Raw genomic sequence first — 18,771 nt, forward strand, 5'->3', positions numbered from 1 at the left:
AAAAGCAGATGAACGAATATATTTTGATTTTAGTTCTGGCCGTCCTCTGGGACTTGGCTCTGGCCGAGCCTCCGGCGGCTATTCACCTGACTGTCTGGATAGGGCGGGTGATTTCGGTGGTAGAGAAAACCGGGCTTAAGATGCGCAGTCACGCCTTGCAGTATATCTTCGGCATGCTGGCCTCGCTCTTCCTGATAGCCCTCTTCGGCTGGCTTAGCTACTGGCTGCTTGCTTATCTGGGCGGTATCAGTTTTGTACTATACATAATAGCGGCCTTCTTACTGCTTAAGCCTACCTTTTGTTTTAAATTTAATGCCCGTATGTCTCTGTTGGTGGAAAAGTATCTGAAGGGCGGAGACTACCGGATAGAAAGTGCTGACAAGGAAATCCGCTATCTTTTGACAACAGTTGAACGCGAAAAAGGGGATGAGTTTGCCCCGCCCATGATATCCTCTACCATTCGTTCACTCTCGGAAAACGCCTCGGATTTTCTGGTTGCCCCCCTTTTCTACTTCCTGATTTTGGGTGTACCGGGGGCGGTAGCCTACCGGGTTTCCAATACCCTGGACGGTATGCTGGGGCACAGGGGAGAGTACGAGTATTTGGGTAAATTTGCCGCCTGCCTGGATGATATACTTAATTACATACCGGCAAGGCTGACCGGACTGATGTTTGTGCTCTCGGCCTTTGTTTCCGGTCTGGATGGTAAAAATGCCTGGAAGATGGCACTCAGAGACCAGTCCAAAACTGAAAGCCCCAATGCCGGCTGGCCGATGGCAGCTACCGCCGGTGCTTTGGGAGTCAGACTTGAGCGGGCCGGCCACTATGCTCTGGGAGACGCTGATAAACCCCTTACAGCAGGTCATATAGGCCAGGCCGTCAGGCTTTTTAGAGTAATGTCCGCTATTGATATTATTGGCAGTATCGGCATATTGTTTCTGCTATCTTGGGTGAGCCTAAATTAATCGGAGGTGGCTGTATGGCCAGAGAAATGACTCATTGTTACGTTAAAATACCCGTTAAGCCGCTGGATGACGCTGCCTTGGAAAAGGTACGCCAAATGGAACAAAAGTTGGGCTTGCCACTTATAGCTTTCAGCGCCCGAAATGATGAATATGCTCGTCTGACAGAAGAGCAACTAAAGGAACTGGATAAACTGGGGGAGGAACTGGATGCCTCCATTGTGGCCTATAGCCGGGGCAAGAGTGCCCGTCCCGGTAGCCAAGCCTGCCGTATATAGGGCAAAGGAATAATATGGAAAATATAATTTATCTGGATAATGCCGCCAGTACCTCGGTTGACCCGCGGGTAGTTGAGGCCATGCTGCCTTATTTTAGTCAATATTACGGCAATCCTTCGGCTATTCACCCCATGGGGCGTCTGGCTGATGAAGCCTTGGAAACCGCCCGTGAGCAGGTAGCGAGACTTATTAACTGCCAGCCGGAGGAAATCATCTTTACCAGCGGAGGTACCGAGTCCGACAATCTGGCTATCACCGGGGTCGCCTCTGCCTGCCGGGGCAATCATATTATTACCTCGGAGATTGAGCATCATGCGGTATTGGAAGCCTGCCATGCCCTTGTAAAAAAAGGCTTTGAGATTACCTATCTGCCGGTTGACCGCTCGGGGCAGGTTTCAGCACAGGACTTGCAGGCTGCCATTACGCCCCAAACCGCTCTGGTAAGTATTATGGCAGCCAATAATGTAATCGGCACCCTTCAGCCCATAGCTGAGATAGGGGCTATCTGCCGCAAACGGGGTGTATTTTTCCATACCGATGCCGTCCAGATGGCAGGCCACCTAAGCGTAGATGTAAAGCGGGATAATATAGACCTTTTATCCTTGTCTGGCCACAAGTTTAACGGCCCGAAGGGGGTGGGCATACTTTTTGCCCGAAGTGAAATACCTTTGTCACCCCTTATTCTGGGCGGCGGGCAGGAAGCGGGACTGCGCTCGGGTACTGAGAATGTTCCGGGGATTGCGGGATTGGGAGTAGCATCTGAAATAGCTATGGCTGAAATGGAGTCTGAAGCCAAGCGCCTTTGCAAACTCCGTGATGACCTGATAAACAGGATTCTGGCCGATATTCCAGGCACCTGCCTTAACGGACACCCGGGAAAGAGATTGCCGAATAATGTGAATATCAGCTTTGAAGGTATAGAGGGCGAATATTTTACCAAAGAGTTGTCCAAACAAGGTATCTGCGTTTCCACCGGTTCGGCCTGCAGTTCAGAAAGCCACGAAGCACCTTATGTGCTGCTGGCTATCGGACGGGAAAGGAAACTGGCTAACTGTTCAATCCGCCTGTCTCTGGGGAAGATGACCACTGCTGAGGATGTCAATAAAACAGTGGCTGCTATTTGCTCGGTTGCCGCCAAAATACGCAAGCAAACCAGAGTTTGGTAAGTATATTTAATTTAAAGCATTTGAGAGATACAAAAATGGCCATCATAAAAGCAAGAGACGTGTGTAAACTGCCCGGGATTAAGGCAGAAGTTCTGGATACCCAAGTCTGGGATACCAGAGCCAATGCACTTGTTATACATTTAGACGAATCTCGCCCATGCCTCTCCGGAACTGATGGGTATAATGACATCGGGCTAATTTGTAACTGTTACCTGCCCAAAGACCTGTGCGACTATCTCCATTACAGCCACAAAGATTACGGGGATTACTTAAACGACCTGAAGAAAGAAATTGCCTCATTTTACAGTGTTAATACTAAAGAAATATCCATGATATCCACCGGGGTGGATATGGCTGAACTTAGCTATGCCTTTGAGTCTTATGATAAGCTGTGGGTGTGTGCTTGGGTTACGGCTGGCTTTAAGCATAATGCCATGCGGATAGGGGTGGATAAGGCTTGCGGGATTGAAATTGAGGGTGAATATCAGCCCTGCGGCACTATCAATATAATTGCCGCCAGCAATGCCAAACTTGATTCCGCTACTATGGCCTCAAGCTTTATAACCATAACCGAAGCTAAGATAGTAGCTCTTCAAGACCTTGATATCCATAGTTCCTTTAACCCCAAGTTACAGGCAACCGGTACCGGGACTGACCAGATAGTAGTGATTTCCGGTAATGATTTTGTCTGCCGATACGCCGGTGGACATACCCGCCTGGGTGAGCTTCTGGCCAAAGCTGTTACCAGTGCCTGCAAAAAAGCCTTTAACCTTCAACTGGCTAAAGACCCCAATTACCACTTTGTGAGTGAACAATGAAGCTAGATTCCAATCAAACCGGCTGCCAGATAACAGACCAAGCCGGACGCAGGATAAACCTTAAAACCATGCCTAAGAGAATTATTTCTCTGGCACCCAGCTTGACTGAAATTGTTTATGCTATGGGTGCTGACAACCTTCTGTGCGGGGTGACCGAGTACTGTGATTATCCGCCGGAAGCCCGAAATAAGCCATGGGTAGGCGGTTACAGCACGGTTGACATCGGCCAGATTGGCAAAATACAGCCTGACCTGATACTTACAGGGCAGATACACCTCAAAGCGGTCATTCCTCAACTGGAGGCACTTGGTTACCCGGTGCTGGTGCTTGAACCAAGTACCATAGAAGGTCTGCTTGCAACTATCCGGATAATCGGGAAATGCACGGGTAGACAAGAAGCCGCCGAAGATCTGGTTAGATCACTGCAAAGACGTGCTGGCTTTGTTACTGCCAAAATAGGCTTGTTGCCCACTGAAAGCCGCCCCAAAGTTTACATACTTCATGAGTGTGAAACGTGGAAAACTTTTGGCTCCGAGACTATCGGTGATACTCTGGTCCATCTGGCCGGGGGGTATAATATCGGGCGGGATTTTGGCAGTTATTACCCTTATCCCACTAAAGAGGCTATTAAGCTTAAAAACCCGGAGATTATTATTGCCGAAACCGGTTACGGGGATAACCCGCAAGAACCGCTTAGTGTTGCCCTTAATGAACCAGCTTTGGCTCAGGTAACTGCCCGCCAAACAGGGCAGGTCTTCGGTATACATAGCGACCTTGTCAGCCGGGCAGGCCCCCGAATGGTGGACGGGCTTGAGTGTTTGGCTTGCCTTATTCACCCGGAGTTATTCCCTCAAAAACCGTCCGCTTGCCGTGGCAAGGTCTACATAGCCGGGGTCGGGCCGGGCTCAGCCGAATGGGTATCTCCCCAAGTTCAAAATCTGGTGGCAAAGGCAGATATACTGGTTGGCTGGGAACAGGATTTAAAGCCGGTTCGGAGTTTGATAAAAAACCAAAAGATATTCCTGCAGGAAGCCTGCAACTATCTTGAAATACCCAAGCAGGCGGCAGCTGAGGCTCAGAAAAACGGGGGCACTGTTGTTGTACTCAAAACCGGTGATCCGCTGGTCGCACCAGCCGGGATTCACGGCATAGCAAATACCTTTGGCGGATTTGAGATGGAGGTTGTTCCGGGTATAAGCTCGGTTCAGATGGCAGCCGCCAAGGCCTGTTTATCCCTGTATGATGCCGCCGTTATTACCTATCACCCTCTGCCCCATGACGGAGGTAAAGACCTGCGCAAGAAACGCAAGCGGATGCTTTCTGCCTTAAGCTGGGGATTGCATCTGATAGTCCTGACCGGCGTCCGCCAGATGCCGGATGATACTGCCCTCTATCTGCTTGGCAAAGGCATAGCGGCGGATTCTTCGGTGCTTATTTGTGAAAACCTGACCTACCCCAACGAGAAAATCACTGCATGCTCTCTGTCCGAAGTAGCTCAAAGGAAGTTTGACTGGCTTTCAGTTATGGTGATTTTTAACAGGTATACTTCGCATTAGTTAGTGATGCTTAAGTAATCATTCTGAACATATCAGCTTAGTACTTAGGTATGTTAACAAAGCAGCCAATCTTTAAAGATTGGCTGCTTTCCAGTTATCTTATGGTAATTGTATTTGCGTAGTAATTATGAAGAACGATTTGGCTTACTTACTTTTCCGGAAATACACAATCAGTAATACTACAGCGATAAAGCCTGATATCGGGTGGAACCAGAGGTTTGCTGTATACGATTCACCTTTATCTATGAGGGTGATCATTTGACATGCACAACCAATACTCAGAACAGCAAGTATAGCACCCAATATTCCATATAATTTATTGTTCACGTGATATCCTTTATTCGTCTTCATATTTATCGCTTTTATTCGCTGATACTATCAAGGTGCAGCTGTAACTGATTTCACAACTACCGATTATCCTAGGAAATCAGTTTCCCCTTGTCCTGCGGAGCCTGAGAATAGACGGCATCTACCTTAACTGTACCTACACCGGTAATATCAACACCCATAGCTGCTTTCAATGCTTTGGCAAATTGCTCAAAGAGGGGGCCGGAGGTGTGGTATTTCAGGAAAGTGCCCTTCACCTGGTAGGTGGTAAAGGGAGGTGCGATCGGGATTTTAACGGCTACAATAGCTACTTTCTTAGTTTCCTCAAGATTTTTAAAGGTACGGGTTGTGCGTCCATATAAATCAGCAAACGCCAGGGTTTCTTCATCAACAGCTGTCATGCTGGTTTTAGGAGTAACATTTAGTACTCCGTTTTTATCTACGGTAGCAACCATTTTGGGTACACCGGCATCCTGAAATAGGCTGATTACTTCTTTAGACATCTTAGCCATATTGATTTACCATCCTTTTATTATTAAAAATATGAGTGTTACTTAGATTAGGCTTAAGCAATTCCTAAGCCATGTAAACTCCTTTGTATAAATAATATCAATCTCAAGTGTCTATTTTAGGGACCTCAGGTTGAATATTAGTTATTAAGAGTATCAAACGCGAGATCTAAGGTTACCAATGTTTTTATATTTTCTGAGTTAGTGAATAATACCTATCAGCTTGTGCTACTCTAAAAGAGCAATTATGGCTAGGACTATAGCTGTTATACCAAGTAGCAGATGTACCCAGAAGAGTTTGATTGTGATAAACCCTTTAAGCGGGTTGTTAGGGGTTTTCAGGGTGAAACCACAGATTCCTGCAGCCATAATGAAGATAAGAGCCCAAGTAGTCATGAATATATCCTCCTTCAATGTTAATAGTAAATATTTGCATAAATATGAACTCTGGTCTGTAAAATTTATTACATTATTGTGGCTAGTTTTTCGGGTATAATTTAGATGTTACGCAAAGACGTGGAGGCCTCCTTTGGAATACTTGAATTGCATGATGGATCTGTGGTTGTTTGAATCTTTGAGCAAGTCTGAAAAGACCGAAATCAGTCATCTTTTTCGGAGGCCGGAGTATCTGAAAAATGAGCATCTTTTTAGTGAAGGTGAACCTGCGAGTGCCGTATTTGTTGTTACCAAGGGGAGGATCAAACTTTTTAAGACATCAGAAAACGGGAGAGAAATTGTCCTGGGATATTTGACCCCTAACCAGCTCTTTGGTGAAGAGATATTGTTTAATGATGCTATCCGGACTATTGCAGCCGTAGCAGTAGAGGACACCAAGCTGTGTGCTTGTTATAAAAATGACTTTGAAAATCTGCTTTCCCAAAATTCACAAATAGCGGTTAAGGTGATAAAGGCCTTGAGCGATAAAATTAACCATATTACTGAAACTTTGGCAGATATGGCCATTTACGATACTCAGGTCAGGCTTGCGCGCACTTTAGCGAGATTAGCCAAGGAACATGGCGAAGATGTATGTGATGGCCGGCGGTTAAATTTCCGTTTGACTCATGATGATTTGGGTTCTTTGGTTGGAGCTTCCAGAGTAATGGTAACCAATGTGATGAAGTCCCTCAAAAAATCCGGCATTATCAAAGATGATATCGACCATAAGCTGGTTGTCAGCCAGTGGTTTTTGAAAGATTATTCTGATGAAAAGCCAACATTTATCAGGAATAATTCAACCAGCTGCGAATGTTTCCCGAAATCTGATGCATAGGTGTGCAACATATAAGATAGATAGTCTATCGGAAAGAATGAGCAGGCTTTTTATCCTTATATAGCCTGTAAGTTTGGGAGATTCTTAGACTTAAGATGCTAGGTACGGTTCTACTTTGAGGTCTTTATCTTAGTGAATAGTATTGTTATCCGGCTTGATTGGATATAATCTCGATTGGGTAAATCAGGGTTTTGCGATTGACATAGGACGCCAGATGGTGGAGCTGAGGGGATTCGAACCCCTGACCTCCTCCTTGCAAAGGAGGCGCTCTCCCGACTAAGCTACAGCCCCACGGAGCACCATTATACCAAGTTTGAGTGAAAGTGTTAAATCGGGGGGGCGTAGCTGAATTTTTGAAGCAGCAGGTGTTTTAGATGAGGTACGGCATCAGTTGCCCCCAGCTCTCCCCGCAAGACTATTTCCGGGGCTTTCAGGAAATCGCCTGGACCTATTCCTGAGAGGTCAGGCTCAATGGCAATATCGGCGGCCAGCAGATTTTCCTGAGCCATATGTATTGACATAATATTTACTATCTGGAAGGCTGTATCAAAGACTGAGGGTTCCGAATCTCTGTTTTGTTTTATATAATCATGGCGGTAAATGGCATTTACCGCAATTACAAAATCTGCCCCCATGTCACGTACAATCTGAGCTGGAATAGGGGTAATAATGCCGCCATCCACCAGAAAACGGTTTTTGTTTTTCACCGGACGGAAAATAATGGGCAGGGACATGCTGGCAATTACTCCGTCAATAACAGGACCCTCGTTAAAGATAACTTCTTCGCCGGTTTTAACGTCTGCGGCTACGCAGGCAAAGGGTTTCTTGAGTTCGGCAAAGGTGATGTCTCCGATAAGCTCTTTTAAATAACTTTTTATCTTTCGGGACGATAGGAAACCGGCTCTGGGGGCGGCCAAATCCAGAAGGGGCATAAGCTGTTTCCAACTCAGGTTATGTACTATTTCTTTCATTTCCTGCGGTTTATGACCACTGGCATATAGAGCGCCTATAATGGCACCCATACTGGTTCCGGTGACCAAATCCAGCGGTAAGCCTTCTTTTTCCAGTACTTCAAGCACGCCGATATGGATGATGCCTCTGGCAGCGCCTCCACCCAAGGCAATGCCTATTTTAGGCACTTTGGATTTGGGCATGAATAACCTCCTCAGTTAGCGGGATATAACGCGCCGGGTTTTGTTCCCATTCTTCTCTGAGCAGTGACATAAACCAGACATCCGTCCATGTTCCCCTGACCAGTATATCCCGGCGCAGGGTTCCGTCAAGCTGGAAGCCGTTTTTCTCCAAAGTGCGGCGTGATGGCTGGTTTCCCTTAAAAACTCCGCCGAAAATACGCTCTGCTTTAAGGTGTTTGAAGGCAAAGTGAACACTTAAGCGTATGGCTTCTGTCATATAGCCTTTAGTCCAGTATTTGTGCCCCAGCCAGTATCCGATAAGGGCTTGCTCTTTATAGCCGATAAGTCTGAAAGCCAGACTGCCTATCAGGCCGGGTTTATCCACTCTTTCAATGGCAAAAGAGTAGCGATGACCTGTTTCAAAGTCGGCTGCTTCGTCCTGATATGCCAAGCGGAGTTCATTTATGGTTTTCGGGCCATCCCACATCAGGTAGCGGGTTACCTCGGGGTCTTTAATCAGGCTGAAGGCTTTATAGGCATCGGCGGCTTGAATTATTCGCAGCCTTAGGTTCTGGCTTTCTACAACTGCCTGCTTAAACCCCTGTCCATTCGTGGCCTCAAATATATCTGGCATATGTCTAGAAAAGCTCCTCTATTTCTTCGGAGCTGATTTTTTTCTGGCTGACTTCGTTATAGATATTTTGGTCGTACTCGCGGGGGACAAAGGCTACCGGCATGGGTACTGCCGCACCGAATATCAGGGCTTGCTGGCGTGAAGCCAGTTTGGCAAGGACGCCTTTGAGTTCGTTTTTACCGGAAACGCCTGAGAGTACGGCGTCTATATCTTTTTCGTTGTCCAGCAGGGCGGTTATTTTAGTGCCTAACTGGGACATCACTTCAGGGTCTATGCCCGAAGGCCGCTGGTCTATGATAAGCAGGGTGACATTGTATTTACGCATTTCACGGGCAATAGTGCCGAAGATAGTGCGGGAAGCCACTTCCGGGTTTAAAAATTTATGGGCTTCCTCTATGGTAATAACCAGCGGGGTGGGTTTGGAGGCATCTTCGGCCATGGCTTGTTCCATGTGGTCACGGTAGCTGGTATATATGCGGCGGGTAAGCAGATTGGCTACCAGTATGTAGGCGGTGATGTCTGTATACCGCCCGAATTCCAGTACTACGTTTATATTCCGGTTTAGGTATTCAAGCACCCTGTCTACTGCCTTGACCGGGGCATTTTCTACGATAAAGGGCAGGCGGGTAAGGGTATTAAGCCCCCTCCGCAGGTTCTGGAAAGTGCTTTCATGGATACTTAAAGTGTCCAGCAGTTTTTTATCTTCTTCTTCGTCTCCAATATTATTGGCTTCTTTTATCCAGTTTTTCTTGAAGTGCTTGCGTAGCTGGTAAACGGCTTCTACCGCCTGTTCGGTCAGATTAAGGGTCTGGCGGAGCAGGCTGATATCTTCCGGCTCTATTTCGTCGTAGCCTATCTTTACCTCAAAGTCCACGCTGACTTTGCGTTTGCGGGAGCTTTCCCCATCTAAAGTAAATACGGCTACCCTGTCCGGAAAGAGCTGTTTTAGGGCTTTAACTTTGTGTTTTTTCTCACTGGTGCCTTCCCAGCCGTATTCGGAGTGCATATCAAACACCAGATTTACGCAAGACCCTTTCTGAAGCATGCCGACCAGCAGGGTGCGGGTGAGGAATGTTTTGCCGGTGCCGCTTTTACCGAAGATGCCGTTTGAACGTTTGACCAGCTCAGGCAGGTTTAGGCAGAGGCGGGTTTCCATGTCCAGCGGGTTACCCACATAAAAATGGGTGGCGTCTTCCTTGCCGAATACCATCTCTATATCTTCGTTGGAGGCAATATCTACCGGGGCATAGTGGCTGGGTATGGTCTTGACCGGCTGAGGGCCATCCAGAAGGCTTTTTTCATCATTGCCCAGTACCAGATAGGGTATAACCTTCAGATCTCCGTAAGCGGCTGTACCGCTGAGTATTTCGGCCAGAAATTTTTCGTCTGAGGCAGGAGGGGTGAGCATAAGGCGCTGGTCTGTTACTCCCAGAGAAACATCGGTTATCATGCCCAGAAAGCGTTTGGTTTTGCCTTGAATGGTGACATAACGCCCAACCGCCATATCTTCTACCAAGGTTTCACCGTTCAGGCGGACATCTACCCCGCCGGAAAGTGAACCCCCTATTACAATACCCAGTTTGTTTTCAGTTGTCATAGCTGTATCCTCTCCAGGATTACTTTAAGCCGCTGGTACTGCCCTGGCAGGAGTTTGGCCAGCTCTTTGCCCGCTTTTACCAGAAAGGCTTGCTTGTCCGGGGCGGCGGCGGATAAGTGCCGCAGGCAGGCGGCGGTGACTTCGTCCGGGGGGACGGGCAGTTCGGAGTTTACCAGTATATTTAAAAAGCCGAATGATTTACAAAATTCAGCCGTTTCTTCCGGGGTGCAACTTTCCGCAAAGCTGTGAATATGGGCAGGGCGGGGTGGCAGGTAATGCAGGATTTGCCCTTGTCCCCTGTGCCCCAGTATCAGGCAGGAGAACTCACTTCGGAGGAGTTTACTTAGCTGGGGGCTTTGGGCATAGATAGCCTCTTCGCTGACTGCGTCCTGTCCGCGGGCAATGGGTTTTCTGCCCGGCTCTATGGATGAGGTGGTGGCATGATAGACGGCGGCGTAAATAGTATTTTCGCCTTCACCGGTTTTTACCAGTGCCCCCAGAGCGGGCGTGTTGTAAAGCTGGTAACACTGGGCGGTAAAGTCAGTGGTGCTGGTATCTATAACCTCGCCTATGCGGCTTGTACTTAGGTTGTCCAATTTCTCACCCCCTGCGGTTAATGGTGTATTTATATTTGCCAAATAGACTAACGGACTAGTTTACATAAACTATACCCAGCGGGTTTTTTTGCTCAGGCTCTTGGCGGAACTGCTGGGATTTATCTGGCTTGCGGTCAGCATTTCCTCTACCAGCTGGTTGAAAATACGCCTGTCCTGACCGCTGACTACTGCCTGTTCGTGGGCTTCGGAAAGAGATACGGGGTAGCCGTGTCCCAGACGGCACTGTTCCAGTATCAGGCTGTGGCTCAGGTTTAACAGCTCTGCGCAGTGTACTGTCCAGGCGGGCAGTTCCACTCTGGCTATTTCCTCACTGGTTTTCAGGTAGTAAAAATATACATGGTGTTCTCCGTAATATTTTTCCAGTATGGAAGATGAGCTGGCAAACAGGGCGGAACGTTCACCCGGTTTCAGTATACGGTCAAAAAGCATGCTGTCTGTGATGCCTGAGAGTATGTCACAAGGGCGTTTGCCGTTGGCAAGCTGGTCACATTTGCTTATGCAGTTTGCCGGTTCGTACGGGCAGTAAAGCAGGCGGAGGGTATTAACCACATCTGTGCTTCTGGGGTAACTGATATAGCTGGCCAGAGCCACTTGTCTGTCTTTTGTATTCAGGTTTTTTATTTGCTCCAGATATTTCAGATAGCCATCCACCAGCAGGTTTTCAACCACGTATTCGGGAAACTCTTTGGATAAGAGTGACCAGAGTATCAAAGTGCCGTCTCCAAGCGCCAGAGTGGGGAGGCCGGGTGCGGTGGCATCTGCCATTTCCGAAAGGTGCCGAGTTTCCTCTACGCTTCTTTTTATGCCCAGCAGAGTCCCTTCCACTGCCAGTTCTTTGCTTCCGCAGGAGATTACCATATCTTCGGGGCGGGCATACAGGACAGGCAGGCTTTCCAAGCTGGCAGACGGGGCTTTGCCGTATTCCAGTTGTACCCTGCCTATATTTATAAGGTAACAGCGGCTGAGCTGGTGGCGGTCTACGTCTATTTGTGAGCCGTCTGTAGCTAGTATGCGGTAACTTTGGGGCAAGACAGGCGGCTGGTGAACGGCATTGGGTATTTCTGCAGGCCGTGCTAAGAGAAAGGTGGTCTTGCTGCGTTCTACTTTGTCCAGCAGGCGCTGGTATTCAGCCGGAGTCCGCGCCATGCCGTCCAGACAGGCTTGAAGATGTTTTTGATGTTCCAGATCACGGCCTTTCAGCTCTGAGACCATGTCCTGTATTTGAAGGGCGGTTTTGTCCAGGTTTAAAGACAATACCGTTATCTCCTTGTTTCTGCATTTGTTTCAGTATAAATCAAGATATGTATTCCCACAAGCAAGAAATGGCATTGATACGGGACACGTTTTGGTTTTTGCCCGTGCTGATAGAAGTGTTATAATGACTTTCATGTTAACCACGCTGCTTAGTGTTATGGTTATATCCTTTTCAGGTGTTCTTATGCCCGGTCCCATGTTTGCGTTGACTCTTTCCCGTAGCTATCATACCCCTTGGGCAGGTGCTCAGATTGTGCTTGGGCATATACTGGTGGAATTGCCTATTATTCTCCTTATCTATTTTGGTTTTGCCGGTTTTTTTGAGCTTATCTGGGTGCAGATACTGCTCAGTCTGGCCGGTGGAGTTATGATTGTTTACATGGGCTTGGGTATGATAAAAGCCCGGCGTGAAGCCAGCCAGGATAAGGCCTCCTTTAAACACAATACGGTAGTGTCCGGAGCGGCTATGAGCGCCTTAAATCCCTTTTTTCTGGTCTGGTGGGCAACTGTAGGGGCGATGCTGGTTATGAAAGTGTCAGACTACGGTCTGGCGGGGTTGGGGGCTTTGGCTGCCACTCATTGGCTGGTGGATTTAGCCTGGCTTTGTCTTATTTCATTTATTGTTTACCGCACCCATCGTCTGTGGGGGAGCAGGGTGAGGGAGTTAGTTTTTATAGGCTGCGGTTTGTTGCTGGTGGTTTTCGGAGTGTATTTTATCATCTCCGGGCTGAAACTGTGGCTTGCTTAATATTTTAAACCAGGAAAGGTTCGCTTATGGCTGTGGGGCTGGTTTATAACCATATATATTTAAATCATGATACAGGTACCCATGTGGAAAATCCTGACCGTTTATTGGCGATTATGGAATATCTGGAGACGCATGGCCTAAAAGACCGTTTGGTGCATATTGAGCCAAAGCGGGTGGGTATGCGTGAACTGGAGAGTTTTCATAAACGCAGTTATATAAGCCGGGTTGAGGAAGTGGGTTTCAGCGGAGGCGGCTGGCTGGATCAGGATACGGTTATTTCGTTGGATAGCTACGAAGCCGCTCTGTATGCCGTGGGCGGGGTGATTGAGGGAGTGGATAAGGTACTTTCAAGAGAACTTGATAGCGCCTTTGTGCTGTGTCGCCCGCCGGGTCACCATGCCTTGCCTGAGGCTTCCATGGGTTTCTGCGTTTTTAACAATGTGGCTTTAGGAGCCTTGCATGCCCTGAACAAGCATAAACTTAAGCGGGTAGCGGTGGTGGATTTTGATGTTCACCATGGCAATGGCATCCAGCATGTCTGTCTGAATGACCCCCGTCTAATTTATCTTTCTCTCCATCAGATTCATCATTTTCCTTTTACGGGAGACAGCCGGGAAAATGGTCCGTTTCAAAATATTTTAAATATCCCCTTGCCTGCGGGCTGCGGAGATAGCCATTATCAAAAGGCATTTGACGAGGTGATTGGTCCGTACCTTCGGAAATTTGCACCCGAACTGATACTGGTATGCGCCGGATATGATGCCCATTTTGCCGATGATATGGGCGAGATGTGTCTTTCCCAGCAGGGCTTTGCCGGTATAACCCGTGCCATAAAGCACGCGGCGGAGGAAGTTTGCGGGGGGAAACTGGTATTCAGTTTGGAGGGGGGTTACCACTACCTTGGTCTGGCCGAAGGAGTGGGGGCTACTCTGGCGGTTTTGTTAAATGAAGCATTGCCTCCCCCAAATACCAAAGCCCCCGAAGGGGCTGTGGGTAATCCTGATATTGACCTGATGATTAATGATTTACGGCATATTAACGGTATCAGGTAGCTCTGAATGGCGTTTTTTGCAGCTCATCTGGCACTCAGGGCAGTTTTCCTCGGTACAGGGTTCTACGTGGATAGTTACATAGTCTACCTTTAGTTTATCCTTCAGGTCCTGTTCCAGATGGTCACATATAGCATGAGATTTTTCCACCGAAAGTGTTTTAGGCATAACCAGATGCAGGTCTACATAACGGTAACTGCCGGCTTTGCGGGTGCGCAAGTTGTGAAATTCCACCAACTTTGACGTATGTTCGTTTATCAGGCTGGTAATAGCCTCTACCTCTTCTTTGGGCAGACGGGCATCTACCAGCGCCCCGAAAGATTTGTTGAGTATGTCCCAAGCGGCTTTGATGATGAGCAGTGCAACCAGCAAGGCTACAATGGGGTCAAGTATTACCCAGCCGGTTATTTTTACCAGAACAAGACCTACCAGCACTCCGGCTGAAGTGATTACATCAGTGGTAAGGTGTGAGGCATCTGCCTCCAGAGCAACTGAATCAGTCTCGTGGGCTATCTTTTTAAGATAACGCGAGACCAGAGTGTTGGCAACCACGGATATACCCATGATTACTACACCCCATTCCAGCATTTCCGGGGCAGAGCCTCCTATAAGTCTATTTACTGCTTCGTAGATTATCCATATAGCCGCTACGAATATAAGTACAGCTTCTACTGTACCGCTTACATTTTCCCACTTGCCATGCCCGTAAGGATGGTCAATATCTGCCGGTTTGTCAGAGGCTTTGACGCCGAAAAAGGCGATAACTGCGGCTATCAGATCCAAGGTACTGTGGATAGCCTCTGCCAGAATACTGACGCTACCGGTAACAAAACCAACTACCGTTTTCATAGCTATAAGAGTTGAGTTTGAAGCTATGGAGAATGATGCAGCTCTGGTTTTTCTGGTAGCCATTGTTTATCCTTGTATTATTTTATTAAGCTTTTTTAAAGGGTTTAAGCAGTTTGCCCCAGTCACCATTTTCCCAGGTAACCAGCAGGGAAGGGGCAACAAAAAGTGAGTCATAAGTACCGGCAATAAGACCGATAAGCATAACTATACTTAGGTTCTGGATAGACGCCCCAAGGAAGAGCATAAGGGCTACTACAGTAATGATAACCGTAAAGCTGGAGTTAATGGAACGGACTATGGTTTCCATAATACTCTGGTTCACCACTACCTCAAAGCTGGGGTGAATGCCTTTAAGCTGGTTTTCCCGTATGCGGTCAAAGACCACTACGGTGTTGTTGATACTGTAGCCGATAACGGCCATGATACCGATAATGAACATAAGGTTTATTTCCCAGCCGAAGATACCCGCCAGCAGGGCGAATATGCCCAGTACCACCAGGGCGTCATGGAAAAGGGCTATGACTGCGCAGGTGCCGTAATGGAAAGGTTTGGGCATGCGGCGGAAGGCCCAGGTAACATACAGAAGAATGCCCACCAGAGCCGCCCCAATAGCTATCAGCGCCATTTGGGTGGTCTGCCTGGCAATCATCGGGTCTACATTTTCAAACCCGCGTTCGGTCAGGTTGCCGAATGTTTCTTCCAGAGAAGTTTCCAGAGAGATTTTCTGGCTAACATCAAGCTGGCTGGTGCGGATAAGATAATCTCCGTCACCGGTTACTTGAACAATAGCTTCGTTTTGCCCCAGACTTCTCAGTTCCTGAGTGAGTTCATCAATGCTGACTGTTTGGTCAAACTTGACGGTCAGCATTGAGCCGCTGGAAAATTCGATGCCGGGTTTCAGCCCGAATATCAGCAGTGAGGCCAGTCCGGCCAGTATTATCAGGGCGGATATAAATATAAACAGGGGTCTGTGTTGTATTATCTTATTCATTTTTGCCTCTTGTCTGGGTGGTGAATAGGGCTAGCTTTTTGCCTGTTTTTGTGCCTACAAAAAGCCTGAGCAGAGTGCGGGTAACAAAAATGGCGGTGAACATGCTGACGGCTACGCCCAAAAACAATGTTACGGCAAAGCCCTTAACCGGTGCACCGGCCGCAATAGTGCCACCCACCCAGAACAGAATGCCGCAGGCTATAAAAGTGGTAACGTTTGAGTCCCAGATGGCAGACCATGCACGTGAAAACCCGGCTTCGACTGCTGCTCCCAGAGTTTTGCCTGAAAGAAGTTCCTCTTTCAAACGGGCAAATATAAGGATATTGGCGTCTACCGCCATACCCGCCGATACAATAAAACCGCCTATACCCGCCAGTGTAAGGGTAACAGGCACCAGCTTGAACAGAGCCATTACGATGACCCCGTAGAACACTAAAGCTATGCTGGCCAGCAGGCCGGGAAGGCGGTAAAAAGCTATCATAAATATCATAACCAGAATTATGCCTACCAGACCGGCTTTTACGGCCAGATCTACAAAATTTTGACCCAGAGTGGGTGAAACGGTTTGCTCGTATATAGACTCCAGAGGTACCGGTAGGCGGCCGGCATTCAGCTGGTTGGAAAGCATATCTGCTTCGTTGTAGCTGAGGCCTTCTATAACGCCGCTGGTTTCAATAACATTATTTATGACGGGGGCGATGGGTACTCCGTCATCACCGGAAAGAGCTTCGTCACCTTCAAAAATACCCAGCTGCTGGTTTAAAAGGCGGGTGGTTATTTCCTTGGATAATTTAGCACCGGTGGCGTCCCATTCAAACACCAGCAGGATATTTCCGTACTGGTCACGGTTGACATAAGTGCTGTCTTTAAAATAGGCACTGGTCAGGGCATATTCAACCCCGTCAATAGTAGCGGTGACCGGTTTCCATTTGCCCAGACTGTTTTCCCATTTATAGTCTTCTCCGTCAGCCGCCAGTTCGCCAAACTCCAGCAGGGCGGTACGGCCGATACGGGCTTTTTGTTCGTCTGTAATATCCAGACCCGGCAGTTCGACTACTATTCGGTCATCTCCCTGACGCTGGATTAACGCTTCGGTTACACCCAGTGGGTTGATGCGGTTGGATATAACCTCAACCACGCCGTCCATTACTCCGTCAATGTCACTTTCGTCTACGTTGGACAAGTCAGCCTGGTATACCATGTGCAGGCCTCCTTTTAAGTCCAGACCAAACAGGATTCCCTTGCCCAGAAGTGTGCCTTTGTCCGTCGGCAGCACTATCGTGAAAGCAAGGATCATGGCGGCCAGTATGGCCAAAAACACGAGCCCGTTTTTCCTTCGCATAATTCTCCCCAAGCTAATTTAGATTATTTTCTGGCTTGCCCCCAAGCCTTTGGCTGATAAATTTAAAGGCCTCCCGGCGGGTTTTTATTTCACCGGCCGCCTGGGCCTCGGCAATTTCACCAAGCAGGATTTTTATTCGGGGACCCGGCCTGAGGGCAAAGCGCTCTATCAGGTCGGTACCGGTTATTAAACGTTTTGGAGTCAGTCTGGTTAGCTGTCTTTTCTGCTCTGATAAAATGTGCGCTACTATATTAACATGTTCTTGCCAATTTGCCACCATCAAATTTGGCCCATCTGTTGCCAAATGGTCTGCCAGACTTAGGTAAAGGGTGGCAGTGGCGGCTTCCGAAAGGTCACGGAAATAGCGGTAAATAGCTTTTGAAGACGGCAACTGGCCGTCAGGATTCATCTGTACCGGACGCAGATGGTAGCAGACCATTTTCTCTACCAGTGAGATTTCTTTTTTTGAAAAACGCAGACGGGTGAGTATTTCAGATGTAATTCGGCTACCTTCCAGCGGGTGACCGGTAAAACGTACCCGTCCGTCAGGGTCTGTGCTGCGGGTTTGGGGTTTGGCAATATCATGCAGCAGGGCGGCCAGTTTGGCCAGAGTGCGGATACGGGAAGTACCGCTTATTTGCTGGATGAAATATTTTTCAAAATTACTGTCACGGTAAATTTCACTGGTTATTTCAGGTTTTTGGTATGGCCAGACAGATTTGCCCAGTATGGCGTCCAATGCGTAAATGGTTTTTATAGAGTGTTCAAGCACATCCCATGTGTGTTCGTAGGGCTGTGGGTGCCGGTAGCAGGGATCAAGCTCCGTGAATATGCTTAGTAAAAGCCCCAGTTCGAGGCACTTTTCCCAGATGCCTGTCTGGCTGGTTTCAAGGAGTTTTAGGAGTTCTTCCCGAATTCTTTCGCCGGCAACAGTTGATATCAGGCCGGCGTGGGTTGTAATAAGACTTTGAGTTTGTTCGTCCAGCTCAAAGCCAAGTTCGGCTGACAAACGTATAGCCCGTATCAACCGGATGGGGTCAGCTCTAAAAACTTCGGATGAGGTTACCCGTATGACCCTGTTTTTAATATCCCTAAGCCCCTGCATGGGGTCAACAATAGCGTGTATTTGCAGATTGCCGTGATTTAGGGCAGACAAGGGTGCGGCCATGGCGTTAAGGTTGAAATCACGCCGGGCAAGGTTTGCCGAAATATCTGGCGTGCCGGAAATATCCAGCTGAAAACCGGGCAGCATGACTCTGGTTACGTCATTATCTGCATCAAGTACTATCTGAGTGGCTTTGAAATGACGGGATATCTTGGAGGCAGCAGAAAAGCCGTTACCTATTACGCACAGGTCAATATCTGCAGTCGGTTTTTTAAGCACAAGGTTACGCAAAAAACCGCCCACCAAATAGGTTTCAGTGCCTTCCGCTGAAAGCAAACGGTGGAGGTCTTCAAGCAAGGCAGCGGTTTTTTTATCTGTATGGAGCAGCTGGTTTTTATTCGTCACGGTTTTCACCCAAAAATCTACTAAACTATACTCCGAACGTATCTTCAATATCAAGAAAATTACGTTTGATTAGCTTTGGGTGGCAGCCGCTGAAAAACACACCCCGGTACCTTCCGCAGACGCGGCGGCATTTTTGAAAAGCCTGAAGTACTTATTTT

General features: G+C 48.0%; 19 protein-coding genes and 1 tRNA gene. 8 read left to right on the forward strand and 12 right to left on the reverse strand.

Annotation, left to right across the window (positions count from 1 at the left end; genetic code table 11):
• Nucleotides 1-8 precede the first annotated feature (8 nt).
• Genes cbiB through cbiE form a run of 5 tightly spaced genes read left to right on the forward strand, consistent with a single transcriptional unit; the run spans nucleotide 9 to nucleotide 4,780 of the window.
• The gene (gene cbiB / locus X794_RS01000) at nucleotides 9-965 is read left to right on the forward strand and encodes an adenosylcobinamide-phosphate synthase CbiB (protein WP_011308848.1); all 957 of its coding nucleotides are present in this window, start codon (nucleotides 9-11) and stop codon (nucleotides 963-965) included.
• Nucleotides 966-979: 14 nt separating this feature from the next.
• On the forward strand, nucleotides 980-1,240 hold the full coding sequence (locus tag X794_RS01005) for a hypothetical protein (protein WP_011308849.1): 261 nt from the start codon (nucleotides 980-982) through the stop codon (nucleotides 1,238-1,240).
• Between the two features lie 14 nt (nucleotides 1,241-1,254).
• Nucleotides 1,255-2,406: a cysteine desulfurase family protein gene (locus tag X794_RS01010; protein WP_034376781.1), complete on the forward strand. Its 1,152-nt coding sequence runs from the start codon at nucleotides 1,255-1,257 to the stop codon at nucleotides 2,404-2,406.
• 35 nt (nucleotides 2,407-2,441) lie between these two features.
• Nucleotides 2,442-3,224 carry an adenosylcobinamide amidohydrolase gene (locus X794_RS01015; protein WP_034376780.1) on the forward strand — a complete coding sequence of 261 codons (783 nt, stop codon included), beginning with the start codon at nucleotides 2,442-2,444 and terminating at the stop codon, nucleotides 3,222-3,224.
• Nucleotides 3,221-4,780: a precorrin-6y C5,15-methyltransferase (decarboxylating) subunit CbiE gene (cbiE, locus tag X794_RS01020; RefSeq protein WP_034376778.1), complete on the forward strand. Its 1,560-nt coding sequence runs from the start codon at nucleotides 3,221-3,223 to the stop codon at nucleotides 4,778-4,780. The genes X794_RS01015 and cbiE overlap by 4 nt, the downstream gene beginning before the upstream one ends.
• A gap of 419 nt (nucleotides 4,781-5,199) precedes the next feature.
• Here the strand turns inward: cbiE and X794_RS01030 are convergent, their stop codons facing one another.
• Nucleotides 5,200-5,619 carry a pyridoxamine 5'-phosphate oxidase family protein gene (locus tag X794_RS01030; protein WP_034376776.1) on the reverse strand — a complete coding sequence of 140 codons (420 nt, stop codon included), beginning with the start codon at nucleotides 5,617-5,619 and terminating at the stop codon, nucleotides 5,200-5,202.
• A 225-nt stretch (nucleotides 5,620-5,844) separates the two neighbouring features.
• Nucleotides 5,845-6,012: a hypothetical protein gene (locus X794_RS07365; protein WP_011308854.1), complete on the reverse strand. Its 168-nt coding sequence runs from the start codon at nucleotides 6,010-6,012 to the stop codon at nucleotides 5,845-5,847.
• 133 nt (nucleotides 6,013-6,145) lie between these two features.
• On the opposite strand from X794_RS07365, the gene X794_RS01035 reads away from it, so the two are divergent.
• Nucleotides 6,146-6,889: a Crp/Fnr family transcriptional regulator gene (locus X794_RS01035; protein WP_011308855.1), complete on the forward strand. Its 744-nt coding sequence runs from the start codon at nucleotides 6,146-6,148 to the stop codon at nucleotides 6,887-6,889.
• A 215-nt stretch (nucleotides 6,890-7,104) separates the two neighbouring features.
• On the opposite strand, the gene X794_RS01040 is transcribed toward X794_RS01035, so the two are convergent.
• The 6 genes from X794_RS01040 to X794_RS01065 form a co-directional block, all read right to left on the reverse strand.
• A tRNA-Ala gene (locus tag X794_RS01040) sits at nucleotides 7,105-7,180 on the reverse strand.
• A gap of 35 nt (nucleotides 7,181-7,215) precedes the next feature.
• Nucleotides 7,216-8,043, reverse strand: a complete 828-nt coding sequence (locus X794_RS01045) for a patatin family protein (RefSeq protein ID WP_034376760.1) — start codon at nucleotides 8,041-8,043, stop codon at nucleotides 7,216-7,218.
• Nucleotides 8,021-8,656 (reverse strand): GNAT family N-acetyltransferase, encoded by a 636-nt coding sequence (locus tag X794_RS01050; RefSeq protein WP_011308857.1) that lies wholly within the window; start codon nucleotides 8,654-8,656, stop codon nucleotides 8,021-8,023. Before X794_RS01050 ends, X794_RS01045 begins: the two co-directional genes overlap by 23 nt.
• 4 nt (nucleotides 8,657-8,660) lie before the next feature.
• On the reverse strand, nucleotides 8,661-10,253 hold the full coding sequence (locus tag X794_RS01055; protein WP_011308858.1) for a helicase HerA domain-containing protein: 1,593 nt from the start codon (nucleotides 10,251-10,253) through the stop codon (nucleotides 8,661-8,663).
• Nucleotides 10,250-10,849, reverse strand: coding sequence for a hypothetical protein (locus tag X794_RS01060; protein WP_011308859.1), 600 nt, complete (start codon nucleotides 10,847-10,849; stop codon nucleotides 10,250-10,252). The genes X794_RS01055 and X794_RS01060 overlap by 4 nt, the downstream gene beginning before the upstream one ends.
• Nucleotides 10,850-10,918: 69 nt before the next feature.
• Nucleotides 10,919-12,124 (reverse strand): DNA double-strand break repair nuclease NurA, encoded by a 1,206-nt coding sequence (locus X794_RS01065; RefSeq protein WP_034376758.1) that lies wholly within the window; start codon nucleotides 12,122-12,124, stop codon nucleotides 10,919-10,921.
• Between the two features lie 124 nt (nucleotides 12,125-12,248).
• Here X794_RS01065 and X794_RS01070 point away from each other — a divergent pair, with 124 nt between their 5' ends.
• Together X794_RS01070 and X794_RS01075 are read left to right on the forward strand one after the other, a co-directional pair.
• Nucleotides 12,249-12,872, forward strand: coding sequence for a LysE family transporter (locus X794_RS01070; RefSeq protein ID WP_011928776.1), 624 nt, complete (start codon nucleotides 12,249-12,251; stop codon nucleotides 12,870-12,872).
• Nucleotides 12,873-12,898: 26 nt separating this feature from the next.
• Nucleotides 12,899-13,924: a histone deacetylase family protein gene (locus X794_RS01075; protein WP_011308862.1), complete on the forward strand. Its 1,026-nt coding sequence runs from the start codon at nucleotides 12,899-12,901 to the stop codon at nucleotides 13,922-13,924.
• On the opposite strand, the gene X794_RS01080 is transcribed toward X794_RS01075, so the two are convergent.
• Genes X794_RS01080 through X794_RS01095 form a run of 4 tightly spaced genes read right to left on the reverse strand, consistent with a single transcriptional unit; the run spans nucleotide 13,898 to nucleotide 18,622 of the window.
• Nucleotides 13,898-14,833, reverse strand: a complete 936-nt coding sequence (locus X794_RS01080; RefSeq protein ID WP_011308863.1) for a cation diffusion facilitator family transporter — start codon at nucleotides 14,831-14,833, stop codon at nucleotides 13,898-13,900. The genes X794_RS01075 and X794_RS01080 overlap by 27 nt on opposite strands.
• A gap of 22 nt (nucleotides 14,834-14,855) precedes the next feature.
• On the reverse strand, nucleotides 14,856-15,761 hold the full coding sequence (gene secF / locus X794_RS01085) for a protein translocase subunit SecF (protein WP_011308864.1): 906 nt from the start codon (nucleotides 15,759-15,761) through the stop codon (nucleotides 14,856-14,858).
• A complete protein-coding gene (secD, locus tag X794_RS01090) occupies nucleotides 15,754-17,103 on the reverse strand; it encodes a protein translocase subunit SecD (protein WP_011308865.1) in 1,350 nt (449 codons plus the stop codon). Before secD ends, secF begins: the two co-directional genes overlap by 8 nt.
• Before the next feature lie 13 nt (nucleotides 17,104-17,116).
• On the reverse strand, nucleotides 17,117-18,622 hold the full coding sequence (locus X794_RS01095) for an HD domain-containing protein (protein ID WP_034376756.1): 1,506 nt from the start codon (nucleotides 18,620-18,622) through the stop codon (nucleotides 17,117-17,119).
• Nucleotides 18,623-18,771 lie beyond the last annotated feature (149 nt).

It is taken from the genome of Dehalococcoides mccartyi CG5, from assembly GCF_000830885.1.
Taxonomy (GTDB): Bacteria; Chloroflexota; Dehalococcoidia; order Dehalococcoidales; family Dehalococcoidaceae; genus Dehalococcoides; species Dehalococcoides mccartyi_B.